Source organism: Staphylococcus condimenti (assembly GCF_001618885.1).
Taxonomy (GTDB): domain Bacteria; phylum Bacillota; class Bacilli; order Staphylococcales; family Staphylococcaceae; genus Staphylococcus; species Staphylococcus condimenti.
On the sequence record NZ_CP015114.1, the window covers coordinates 2337250 to 2349821 of the forward strand.

The following is a 12572-nucleotide window of genomic DNA, read 5'->3' on the forward strand; positions in this document are numbered from 1 at the left end:
GTAATTTGTCGCAATCTTCAGACAGAAAAAGGGGAACCGGATTAAAGTATTGCGAAGCAAGAATGAGAATTAGGGGCTGAAATATCGAAGAAACAAGCTAAGCCTGGAAATTTTGTAAAAGAGAAGGGGTATTTTCTAATGGAAGAAACTCAATTGCAACGGGGATTAAGTTCTAGACAGATTCAAATGATTGCACTGGGCGGCACAATCGGTGTTGGTTTGTTTATGGGTGCGACAAGTACAATTAAATGGACAGGCCCGTCAGTTATTTTTGCTTATCTAATCGTAGGTTTATTTTTATTTTTAGTAATGCGTGCCATGGGAGAAATGGTTTATTTACATCCGACAACAGGTTCATTTGCGAACTTTGCAAGTGATTATATTCATCCAGTTGCGGGTTATTTAACAGCTTGGAGTAATATATTCCAATGGGTTGTTGTAGGTATGAGTGAAGTTATTGCAGTCGGAGAATACATGAGATATTGGTTCCCGAACTTACCAGAATGGATTCCTGGTATTATTGTTATTGTTTTATTAGCAGGAGCAAACTTAGTGTCGGTTAAGGCATTTGGTGAATTTGAATTCTGGTTTGCAATGATTAAAATTGTGACTATTATTTTAATGATTATTGCTGGTTTCGGTCTAATCTTCTTCGGATTAGGCAACGGTGGACATGCAATTGGTCTTTCAAACTTATGGTCGCATGGTGGATTTATGCCAAACGGCTGGGTTGGATTCTTCTTTGCGTTATCTATTGTAGTTGGTTCATATCAAGGTGTAGAACTGATAGGTATTACAGCAGGGGAAACAAAAGATCCTCAAAAGAATATTAAAAAAGCAGTTAACGGTGTTATCTGGCGTATTTTGATTTTCTATATTGGTGCAATTTTTGTAATCGTAACAGTATATCCTTGGGATCAATTAGGCAATATCGGTAGTCCGTTTACACAAACATTTGCAAAAGTAGGTATTACATTCGCAGCTGGTTTAATCAACTTTGTAGTTTTAACTGCTGCAATGTCAGGTTGTAACTCAGGTATCTTTAGTGCGAGCCGTATGATTTATACATTAGCGCAGCATAAACAATTACCGAAAGTTTTCTTGAAAGTTATGAAAAATGGTGTGCCAGTTTATCCAGTATTAGCAATGGCAATCGGTATCTTTGTAGGTGTTATCTTAAATATCGTTTTACCAATGTTTATCAAAGGCGCTGACAGCATTTTCGTATATGTATACAGTGCATCTATTTTACCAGGTATGATTCCTTGGTTTATGATTTTAATCAGTCATATTCGTTTCCGCAGATTGCATCCTGAAGAAGTTCAAGGACATCCTTTTACAATGCCAGGCGGCGTTGGTGCAAGTTATTTAACAATTGCCTTCTTATTATTAGTATTAGTAGGTATGTTATTTAATAAAGAAACAGTTGTATCAGTTGTCATCGGTTTACTCTTCTTAGCATTTATGACAGCATTCTATTTTGTTAGAGGTTATGATAGACTGCCAGACAAAGATCAACATTTAAAATAATCAATGAAAGAGAAAAAGAGTTGGGACAAAAGTCTCAACTCTTTTTTTAATGCTCAAATTCAATATTAGATAAATGTTTTTTGTAATTATTTAAAGCCATTTTTGACTGAGTGACTAAATCCAGAGAATTTGAAAAATCCAATGAAAGATAGCGATAATACAGAACATTAATCATGAATAATTGTGCAGTAAGTGATGTGGTCGCTGCCATACGTACTTCACTTTCATCTGTTTCTCCATAAATCAAATCAATATCAGTATAATTTGTGATAGGATTTTCTTTATTACCCATAAGTGAAATCAAATAGAGATGATAGTCTGATGCGACTCTTGCAATGGCTTCTAATTCATTATGTTCCCCGCTATTTGAAATGATAAAGAGACAATCTCTTGCATCATGTGTGGCAATAACATTAATTAATGTATGCACACCTTCAATGCAATGAACATTAATCCCAACACGAGAGAATTTTTGAAATAAATCTCTCGCTGCAACGTATGAAGCCCCGAAACCAAAAATAAAAACGGTACGTGCTTGTTTTAATCTGGCACAAACTTTATCAATGTCATTTTCATCTACTGCATCAGATACTTTGCACAATGTTTGGGTTGTACGTGATAACATTTTGCGTTTAATTGTATCGAGTGATTCATTAGATTGTAATTCAAGTTGACGTGGTTTTGTGCGGGCAGACATATATTTTGAAACTTCCGTTTTCAATTCTTGAAAGCCGCCATCTGTAATTTTATATCCGAATCGTACAACAGACGAAGGGCTTGTACTTGTTCGATCAGCAAGTGTATGTGTTGTCATATCTACAATTTGTTGCGGACGCCGCAAAATATAGTCTGCTATTTTCTTCTCGCTTTTTGTGAGAGAAGGGTATTTAGATTCTAACTTATATAAAATGTTTGTCATAAAAACCACCTGCTCTATGGAATAGCTAATATATTTAAAGTTAATCGTTCTTGGTGAAATACATAGATAGCAGTAAACGTGTTCCCAATATCATTCTAATAGAAAATATAATAGAGCTATATTTTCCAATAAAGTAAGTCAGATATCCTCCCAGCATCTGTGCTTACAACATGATAAAGTTAATTGTAACTAGTGTACTATACGTTATTAAGTTAGACAATTGTGAATTTTAAATTGACTGCAACTACTATTAAAATACCTATTTTCAAAAATAATAAACTAATAATTAAGTAGGAAGAGAGTGATTTGAAGCGTTTATGATTTCAAATATTAATTGATTAATAGGGGACTGCCATTGTGCAATTATATATTGAAAATCTCCAACATCTATTGTGGTTAAAGGATACAATGATAAAGTGCTTAACACATCAAAATATCGTTTTTCAAAATAAGTAAGCGTGCTTGAAGTGGTAGATATTTGTTTTAATTCCTTTTGTATAAAGTTATTGATTTCAGAAATGTTGGATTGTGCTACTTTTTGTTTGGAACGAAGTAAAGCACTATTATACGCTTCGCTTTTACTCAAAATAAATGCTAGATTTTTGTAAATATCAATTAAAGATGTTGTAGTCATGTGAAGTAATCTCCTTATGCAAAAATATTTGTGATTAAAATATTGGTAGAATATAATATATTAATAGCGTTATACTGTAATGAAATTTTATTTAGGAGGCCATCATGGTTTTAAGAAAAGATAAACCTGCATGGAGAGATTTATGGCTGCTGCCCATTGCACTTGTAGGGATATTTATATTCTCTGCAATTGAGATACTTGTAGCTTTAAACTTCCATGCACCATTTAATGAAGACACACTGAACGGCGCAGGTGCCATTGGACAAATGCTGAGTTACATAGTTGTTTTAACTGTTTTTTATTATTTTCATTATCAAGAAATGCCTGGTCGTTTACGCGCAGGATTTGTATATATTAAAAAACATTGGTTGTTTTTAGTGATTGTACTCCTCATCGTTATGGGATTAGAATCATTATATAATCAGCTAATGGCCATGCTGCCTGAAGGTATCGGATTTAAAGAAACTCAAAATGAAGAAAGTTTAGATGTACTTTTTAAAAACCCTGCTTTTTTACCATTGAGTTTTTTATTTGTAGTCATATTGGCGCCAGTAGTAGAAGAACTGTTCTTTAGAAATGTAATTATTGGCGAATTAGGAAAGAAATTTAATTATATTGTGATGGGTATTATTTCTGCTGTTGCATTTGCTGGTATGCATGTGATTGGTGCAACTTCGCCATTTGAATTTGGCTCATACTTTATTATCGCAGTTGCATTAGTATATGTATACTTCAAATCAGGTAAAAATACAGGCGCAACAATATTTATCCATATGGCTAATAATTTTGTTTCATTTATCGTTACTGCATTTTTTAACTGAATATAAGTTGAAAAGATGTATATACTCTTAACTTAATAAATGCAAAAAATCCAACTGATCAGTTTGTAGAATCAGTTGGATTTAAAAATTTCTGGTAGTTATAAATCGAGATGTCATGTGTTTTAACTGTTTTTTGGAAAGAATAAGAAATATCTTTAATATCTGCAATTGAAATTTCTTTGGTATTGCCTCGGCCGATATCAAAGATAACGACATTCCAGTCTGCTTTGCGACATATTAATCCAATAAAAATAACATTTTCTTTTTCTAATGTTCCATTCAATTCATATTCTGCCAACATGACATTACGTTCGGCACAATAAATAAGTAAATCAGAAAAAGTATGCGGCAAGGCTTCGTTAGGGTTGGATTCGAATTTAATATATCGATCCATGCGTTTTAAAATTCGACGAATATGGGTGGCTGGTTGATTTAAACATTTTTTGATAAGTTGCTGGATTTCTTTGTGGTAAGGCAATTTTGTGTATGACTGACTTTCGTTTAATGTCATAAATAAAGCGAGCATTTGGTCTTCGGTCAATTCTAGTTTGATGGGTGAATGATCTGGTTGAATGCGATATCCGCCAAGTACGCCTTGCTTTGCGATGATTTGAACTCCTTGGTTTTCCAGGTCTTGTATATCACGTAAAATTGTTCGCTTAGAAACTTCTAATTTTTTCGCAAGTTGTGCAGCAGTTAATTGGTCGTTCGATTCAATAAATTGAATTAATTTATTTTGGCGTTCAACTTTATTCATTTATGCCACCTCCCATATATTACATATTACAATGATTATATCATATTTAGTTTAATATGATATTTATTCGCAAAAAAGTACTAAAAAGTATGAAAAATTTTAAAGTAAACGCTTACATTAATTTGAAAGATATGATACACTTTCATTAGTAACTAGGAGATAGCACTGATGTAACAAAGGGGTAATGATAAATCATAGTCGTGTGATTTATTAAAAATGTGCAAATCACTAGTTAATAAACATCTTCAATATTATTACTTACTTTCCTTTCTATGCCGACTAGTAACGCTAGTCGGTTTTTTAATACGAAAAAATAAAAAGTTATTAACTTTTTTCTAGATTTACATGCTAAAATAACATTAATACATAACAAAATTAATTGATTTGAGGTGTACAGTTTGAATAAAACAGAACGCATTCATCTTGATAAAGAAATTAGACAGTGGATGAAAGGGTTAGATGATATTATCCCACAATTGATAGCGGATATGCGTACAGAGACAAAGGCGAATCAATTTGATTTAGTCACGAATGTAGATCATATGATTCAAGATAAATTTGAAGTGTTTTTACAAACACACTATCCGACACATCAACTCTTTGCTGAGGAAAAGAATAATGATTTAATAGATGCAAAACATGGCGATGTATGGATAATGGATCCAATCGATGGTACAGCGAATCTTGTAAAACAACAGACAGATTATTGCATTATCTTAAGCTATTTTTCAGAGGGTGAAGCACAGTTGTCTTATATCTATGACTACCCTCGCAAAGTGCTTTATAAAGCGATTAAAGATGTAGGTGCTTTTGAAAATGAAGTGCCGATGCCAATGGTTGTCGAGCGCGATATTAAAGATTTAATTTTATCTTATAATATTTATGTTTTAAATGAAACAACATTGAACGATTTGAAAGAAGCTGCTTTCAGTTATCGTTTGATTGGTTCATGTGGTTTAGATTCAGTGAGAGTTATTAAAGGACAATTTGGTGCACATATTAATACAAACTCTAAGCCTTGGGATATTTCAGCTCAATTCTTGTTTGCTGAAGAATTAGGTTTGAAAATGACTAATTTAGATGGAGGCCCTATTGATTTTTCAAAAGCAGGCCCATTTATTATCAGTAATCCAGGTTGTCATGAAGCAGTTTTAAATATTTTAAATGAAAAAGGCGGATATCAAGCTGATTTCATTAATAAGACTTAAGTATCATGTCTTATAAAAATATTTATAATATAATGTATTTGTTGAGTAACTTAAATTAAAAAAACAGATGAAGTGTGAGGAGTGGTTGGGTGAGAAGAACAGAGGATCCCAAAAGAAAGATGGGGACAGTTCCAAAGGTATTACTGTGGGCTTTCGGTATTTTAGTTTTATTAGCTGTTATTGCTGCTATTTACTTAGCAGTGAAAATTTTTGCAGTAGGGGGCAACATACATAACCCATTAGACAGAAATAAATCAGAACTAAGAAAAGAAAAAGTGGATTTAAATAAAGGTGAGCCTTTCAGTATTGCTTTATTTGGCGTAGATTCAGATGCAGAACGTAAAAGCGCTAACGGCGGTGAACGATCAGATTCAATTATGGTTCTATCTATTAATCCAGATAAGAAAAAAACTGAAATTGTGAGTATACCACGTGATACACAAGCAGAAATTGTAGGACGCGGTACGACTGAAAAGATTAACCATGCATATGCTTATGGTGGTCCGAATATGGCCGTTAAATCTTTAGAAAAATTAATGGATGTACCGATTGATCATTACGCTACGATTGATATGGATGGAATGCATGGCATGGTAGATGCACTAGGTGGTGTCGATGTTGTCAGCAATTCAACATTCAGTACAGATGGCTATAACTTTGTAAAAGGCGAAAAGTCTCATTTAGACGGAGATAAAGCACTTGCGTTCATTCGTTCACGTAAAGAAGAAGGTGCTGGCGGAGATTTCGGCCGACAAGAGCGTCAACAACTCGTGTTACAAGGCATTGCTAATGAGCTGACAAGTGTTAAATCTATTACAAACTTTAATAGTGTTACAAACGAAATTGAAAAGAACGTTAAAACTGATTTAACTTTAGGAGAATTAAATACAATTCGTTCTAAATATAAAAATGCCAATGATAATGTAAGACGTCATCAATTACAAGGTAACGGCGGTATTCAAGATGATGGACTATACTACTTTGTTCCTGACGAGTCTTCTTTAGAAAATATGACGGAGTTATTAAAATCCAATTTAGATTTATAAAATGAACATTATAAAATACCGAGTTTCAGGTCATCCACTGAATCTCGGTATTTTTTTTACTCTAAAAGTTTAAATTATATACAAATAAAGTTTTAGTTTTAGGGTATTACGAATGAAGAGGGGGAATTAATGATGACAAATAATCATGACGAAAACAAAGTGAATCAAGAAGAAGAACAAAATGTTTCAGAAATGGTAGACGAAGGCGGCTTAGGTGCTGATGGCTATTATAAAATTAATGAATTCCAAAAAGACGGTGGTTCTGTCGAAGTTGGACTAGATCAATTTAAACTTAGAGTAAGTGAGTATAATGATTTAGATTTAGTCAACTCATTAATTGCACATGCTGATGCAAATCATGGCGGATCAGAATTTGATGATGCAATTAATGTTGTTAAACAAGAGATTTTAGGCAGATTACACGATAAATAAAAAACAGTCGGCATTTTTTATGCCGGCTTTTTTACTAAAAATGATTTCTAATGTCGTTTATTCTCACTTCTGAGTTTTAAAAAAATGAGGTTTTAAGCAGTTTAATGCAAAAAAGAGTAGAAAGTAATTATTAATTGGTTTAATATATCAACTTTTGAGAAAATATATAAGTATGGGTCTTAACATTTAAGACTAAAAGTACTAATATTAGTAATAAGACTATTTTTTTAATTGCGTGGGGCAAAAAAGATTTAGTCTTCGAATATTTACGGATAATATATAAAAGTAGAGGTTTGATAAAGGGAGTTGAATTTTTGGAGTCTATTGGACTTTGAAAAAAGTAACGAGTAAGCGCGTGATAAGTTGCATAATTCATACAAGTATTCTTTATTTATAAAGAATAGGAAGGTTGCTTTGTTTATGCTGATGCAATACATAAATAGGATGCCGCCATCCACCGATTGTTGATAGACTGCGACTTTTATCAAATGTCTCTAACCCTCATCAATAAGAGACGATTTGAGTCATGTTCGTTTGCAGAGTACTTAAATTCTTTAGATAACCTCAGAATATAGGGGTGATTATATGCAAGAACATCTTGTCATCACTTTAGATGGAAAAGACTATCTTGTGGAACCAGGAACAAATCTTCTTGCCTTCATTAAGTCGCAAGAAACATTTGTACCGTCAATCTGTTATAACGAGTCATTAGGTCCGATTCAAACTTGTGATACGTGTGCAGTAGAAATTGACGGAAAAATCGAGCGCGCATGCGGTACGACAATTGATCGTCCGATGGTTGTCAACACAACAAACAGCGATGTAAAAGCAAGTCAAAAAGAAGCTTTAGACCGCATCTTAGAAAAACATATTCTGTATTGTACAGTTTGTGACTATAACAATGGCGATTGCGACATTCATAACACAATGGATGAATGGGGTATCGAGGAGCAATCATACGAATATAAACCGAAGCCATATGAAAAAGACTTTGGTCCATTTTATCGTTATGACCCTAACCAATGTATCCTTTGCGGACGTTGTGTAGAAGTATGTCAAGACGTTCAAGTTAATGAAACTTTATCTATTGACTGGGAACGTGAACAACCAAGAGTTATTTGGGATAATGATGTATCAATCAACGAATCATCATGTGTTAACTGTGGTCAATGTGCAACTGTTTGTCCATGTAACGCAATGATGGAAAATAAAATGGTTGGTAATGCTGGTTATATGACTGACATTGAACCAGGTACTTTAGCAGACATGATTGAATTGACTAAAGAAGCAGAACCAGGTTACGGCTTATTAATGGGCGTATCAAATGGCGAATCTGCTATGCGTAACGAATATATGTCTAAAACGAAAACAGTATGTACATACTGTGGTGTGGGATGTACTTTTGATGTTTGGACTAAAGGTCGTGAAATCCTTAAAGTTCAACCTCAACATGATTCACCTGCGAACCGCGTTTCAACTTGTATTAAAGGTAAATTCGGTTGGGACTTCGTCAACTCTGAAGAGCGTCTAACAAGACCGCTTGTTCGTAAAGGTGACGAGTTCGTAGAAGTAGAATGGGATGAAGCATTAAATGTTATCAGCGAAAACTTCCGTCGTATCAAAGAGGAAAAAGGCGCAGATGCATTATCATTCATCGCTTCTTCTAAAGGTACTATTGAAGAATCATATTTAATGCAAAAACTTGCAAGACAAGTAATTGGTACTAACAACGTGGATAACTGTTCACGTTATTGCCAAGCACCAGCTACAAAAGGTTTATTCAGAACTGTTGGTCACGGCGGTGACTCAGGTTCAAGTGATGACCTTATGCATTCAGACATGGTTGTCTTGGTTGGTACTAACACAGCTGAAGCGCATCCAGTTATCGCTTCTAAAATTAAACGCGGACACAAATTATACGGTAATAAACTTGTAGTATTTGATATCCGTCGTCACGAAATGGCAGAACGTGCTGACTTCTTCTATCAACCTAAACCAGGTACTGACTTAGCATGGATGTCAGCAGTAACTAAATACATCATTGATAATGATATGCATGATAAAGCATTTATTGATGAATGGGTTGACTATTTCGATGATTACTATAAATCATTAGCACCATTCACTATGGAATTTGCTGAAGAAACAACTGGTATTCCAAAAGAAGATCTTATTGAATTTGCACATAACGTTGTTGCAGCAGAAGGCGTAAGTATCTGTTGGGCAATGGGTGTTACTCAACAAGACATCGGTAGTGATACTAGTACAGCAATCTCTAACTTATTGCTTGTTACAGGTAACTATAGAAAACCTGGTTGCGGTGCTTATCCATTACGTGGACACAACAACGTACAAGGTTGTAGTGATGCTGGTAGTATGCCAGATAAATTCCCTGGTTACCAAGGTGTCGAAGATGACGAAGTTCGTGCGAAATTCGAAAAAGCTTACGGCGTAGAATTACCACCGAAAGCAGGTCGTGACAACCATCAAATGATGGAAGGTATTCATAACGATGAAATTTCTGCAATGTACATTTACGGTGAAGATACTGGTATCGTAGATGCTAACATCAACTTCGTACAAGCAGCTTTAGAAAAAGTTGACTTCTTAGTTGTACAAGATGCATTCTTAACACAAACAGCACGCTTTGCGAACGTTGTATTACCTGCAAGTCCTTCACTTGAAAAAGAAGGTACATTTGCAAATACTGAACGTCGTATCCAACGCTTGTATCAAGTTATGGAACCACTTGGCGAATCAAAACCTGACTGGCAAATCATGCAAATGATTGCTAACAAAATGGGCTTTGACTGGAATTATTCACATCCAAGCGAAATCATGGATGAAATGGCAAGCTTAACACCAACATTTGCTGGTGTAACTTATGAACGCCTAGAAGGTTTCAAATCATTACAATGGCCGGTTGCTCCAGATGGTACAGATGAACCAATCTTGTACCTTGGCGGATTCAACTTCCCTAATAAACGTGCGAAATTATATCCATTGACATTCGATAACTTCTTCAAACAAGACGAAGAATATGACTTGCATGTTAACAATGGTCGTTTATTAGAACACTTCCATGAAGGTAACATGACATACCACGTTCCTGGTATTAAATACAAAGTACCTAACGTATATGTGGAAATTTCTCCAGAACTTGCTGAACGTCGTGGCGTTCATGAAGGCGGAGAAGTTAAATTGATTTCATCTACAGGTGAAGTTAAATTAATGGTTCACGTAACAGACCGTGTTAAAGGTAATGAAATCTATATTCCGTTGAACAATGATGCGGAACAAGATGGTACATTAGGCGCAGTCAACATGTTGACTAACAGTGATGTTGATAAAGATACAGATACACCATCATATAAACGTACATCTTGTCGTATGGAAGTAATTACACGCCGAGGCAGATCACCATTGAACCCTGCTAACTTCCGTGTAGATACTGAACGTAATCCGCAATACAGTGTACAAGTTCAGAAAAAATGGGCACGTCCAGACTACGTATTCCCAGGAAATCAGGTGAGAAACGATGGCTGAAAACATTAGAAAAATTAAACGAATGGAAATCCCGCCGGAAAAGCAAAAAGCAGATGATATTGCAGAAGTAACAGATGCGATTGCAGAAAACAAAGACGTGATTATCAAAGCAATCCGTTTAATGAAAGTACTTGATGATGCTAAGATTTTAGATGCTTCTATCGGTGCAGTAGAAAGCCGCGGATTCATTACTGGTAAATTTACGAAAGAGTTAAGAAAAGAACAATATACAGGTGTATTGAACAACTTAGCTCCATTAGTATTTATGATAGGTAAATTAAATGTACCTAACTTACAAGATATGCTTGAAAAAGTAAATAAAGGTTTGGAAAATGCAAATCAAGCAAGCCCGAACCAACGTACAACAGTCGGCAGCTTAGTCGGTTTATTGAAAGACGAAGATGCGAACAAAAGTATTACTTATTTCTTAAATATCTTAAAAGGTATGTCACGCGAAGAATAAAATGTGTCGACCTTTTAGAGCTGATCTTATCTTTTGAAAGAGGATCAGCTCTTTTTTTACATAGTATGATAAAATTTAATAAGAAGATCGATTATTAATGATTAGATTTTTGAAAGAAAGAGGGTGAGGGCAATCAACCCTAATATATTAAAAGCACTAGCCATTATATCTAATATTTTTGTAGTTTTAGGTTTTATACTTTTAATTATGATGAAACTCGTTTTAGCAATTACAATGTTCGCAGTCGCAATTACGATTAGTTTAATGATGTTTAATGTTTTATTTAGAGATAGAACAGGAATGAAGATAATTGTAAACATTTCATTTGTGATTGTAATTGGTGTAATTATATTGGCATACTTCTTGTTAAAATAAATAAATTGAGAGGTACAGGAAATGAGCCGTACATTTAAGAGAAGGTTTTTAATCATTTTAATCAGCGTTATTGTAGCGATATTTGCGATTCTAATGATTATCAATGAAACTAATTTATTTAAACATGATCAAACACATACTTTTGATGATGCTGTGAAATTACAGACAGGCGAAGGTATGTTGAATACTAAAGAAGACAATGGTCGTTTCATCAATGCATCTAAAGAAGATGTAAAAAATGCAATGACGGTTAAAAAACAAAATCACAATATCAACTATATGGATATCTCTGAGAAAGTGCCGATGGATGAAAAAGAAGTTAATAAAATTTTGAAAGACAAAGGTATTTTCGAAAAACAAGGTGAGGCTTTTTTAAAGGCGCAAGATAAATATGATGTTAATGTGATTTATTTAATTAGTCATGCTTTAGTTGAAACAGGCAATGGACAATCTGATTTAGCAAAAGGCATTCCGTATAAAGGTAAACGTTATTATAATTTCTTCGGTATCGGAGCGTTTGACGAAGATGCCATGAAACATGGTCATAGCTATGCGAAGCAACAAAAATGGACTTCACCTGATAAAGCGATATTAGGAGGGGCTTCTTTTGTCAGAAAGGAGTATTTTGATAAAGAACAATTAACACTTTATCAAATGCGTTGGAATCCTAAAAATCCAGGTCAGCATCAATATGCGAGTGATATCGATTGGGATAGTAAAATAGCAAGAGCAATGGATCATTATTATGAGAAGTACGGTATTAAAAAAGACCACATTCGTAAAAATTATTATAAGTAATAACTATATAAGAGGGGGCAACCCTCTTTTTTATGTGAGTACA

The 12572-nt window shown here is 34.3% G+C and carries 12 protein-coding genes; 9 read left to right on the forward strand and 3 right to left on the reverse strand.

Translation table 11 applies throughout. The features are described from left to right. Positions 1 to 138 precede the first annotated feature (138 nt). On the forward strand, positions 139 to 1530 hold the full coding sequence (locus tag A4G25_RS11075; RefSeq protein ID WP_047131461.1) for an amino acid permease: 1392 nt from the start codon (positions 139 to 141) through the stop codon (positions 1528 to 1530). Positions 1531 to 1576: 46 nt separating this feature from the next. On the opposite strand, the gene A4G25_RS11080 is transcribed toward A4G25_RS11075, so the two are convergent. Both A4G25_RS11080 and A4G25_RS11085 read right to left on the reverse strand, forming a co-directional pair. Continuing rightward, positions 1577 to 2449 (reverse strand): MurR/RpiR family transcriptional regulator, encoded by an 873-nt coding sequence (locus A4G25_RS11080; protein ID WP_047131460.1) that lies wholly within the window; start codon positions 2447 to 2449, stop codon positions 1577 to 1579. Positions 2450 to 2735: 286 nt separating this feature from the next. Next, positions 2736 to 3083 carry a hypothetical protein gene (locus tag A4G25_RS11085; RefSeq protein ID WP_047131459.1) on the reverse strand — a complete coding sequence of 116 codons (348 nt, stop codon included), beginning with the start codon at positions 3081 to 3083 and terminating at the stop codon, positions 2736 to 2738. Between the two features lie 104 nt (positions 3084 to 3187). On the opposite strand from A4G25_RS11085, the gene A4G25_RS11090 reads away from it, so the two are divergent. After that, the gene (locus tag A4G25_RS11090) at positions 3188 to 3904 is read left to right on the forward strand and encodes a CPBP family intramembrane glutamic endopeptidase (protein WP_047131458.1); all 717 of its coding nucleotides are present in this window, start codon (positions 3188 to 3190) and stop codon (positions 3902 to 3904) included. A gap of 58 nt (positions 3905 to 3962) precedes the next feature. Here the strand turns inward: A4G25_RS11090 and A4G25_RS11095 are convergent, their stop codons facing one another. Then, positions 3963 to 4661, reverse strand: a complete 699-nt coding sequence (locus tag A4G25_RS11095) for a helix-turn-helix transcriptional regulator (RefSeq protein WP_047131457.1) — start codon at positions 4659 to 4661, stop codon at positions 3963 to 3965. A gap of 398 nt (positions 4662 to 5059) precedes the next feature. Between A4G25_RS11095 and A4G25_RS11100 the strand changes: the two genes are divergently transcribed. The 7 genes from A4G25_RS11100 to A4G25_RS11130 all read left to right on the forward strand — a co-directional run bounded on the left by A4G25_RS11100 (position 5060) and on the right by A4G25_RS11130 (position 12529). Then, positions 5060 to 5869 (forward strand): inositol monophosphatase family protein, encoded by an 810-nt coding sequence (locus A4G25_RS11100; RefSeq protein WP_232011949.1) that lies wholly within the window; start codon positions 5060 to 5062, stop codon positions 5867 to 5869. Between the two features lie 119 nt (positions 5870 to 5988). Next, positions 5989 to 6915 (forward strand): LCP family glycopolymer transferase, encoded by a 927-nt coding sequence (locus tag A4G25_RS11105; protein ID WP_103163117.1) that lies wholly within the window; start codon positions 5989 to 5991, stop codon positions 6913 to 6915. Positions 6916 to 7047: 132 nt separating this feature from the next. Continuing rightward, a complete protein-coding gene (locus tag A4G25_RS11110; protein ID WP_232011950.1) occupies positions 7048 to 7347 on the forward strand; it encodes a hypothetical protein in 300 nt (99 codons plus the stop codon). 585 nt (positions 7348 to 7932) lie between these two features. Further along, positions 7933 to 10893, forward strand: coding sequence for a formate dehydrogenase subunit alpha (gene fdhF, locus A4G25_RS11115; protein WP_047131454.1), 2961 nt, complete (start codon positions 7933 to 7935; stop codon positions 10891 to 10893). Next, on the forward strand, positions 10886 to 11356 hold the full coding sequence (locus A4G25_RS11120) for a helical membrane plugin domain-containing protein (protein WP_047131453.1): 471 nt from the start codon (positions 10886 to 10888) through the stop codon (positions 11354 to 11356). Before fdhF ends, A4G25_RS11120 begins: the two co-directional genes overlap by 8 nt. Before the next feature lie 123 nt (positions 11357 to 11479). Further along, positions 11480 to 11731 carry a hypothetical protein gene (locus tag A4G25_RS11125; protein WP_047131452.1) on the forward strand — a complete coding sequence of 84 codons (252 nt, stop codon included), beginning with the start codon at positions 11480 to 11482 and terminating at the stop codon, positions 11729 to 11731. 21 nt (positions 11732 to 11752) lie between these two features. Beyond that, on the forward strand, positions 11753 to 12529 hold the full coding sequence (locus A4G25_RS11130; protein WP_047131451.1) for an N-acetylglucosaminidase: 777 nt from the start codon (positions 11753 to 11755) through the stop codon (positions 12527 to 12529). Positions 12530 to 12572: the final 43 nt, after the last annotated feature.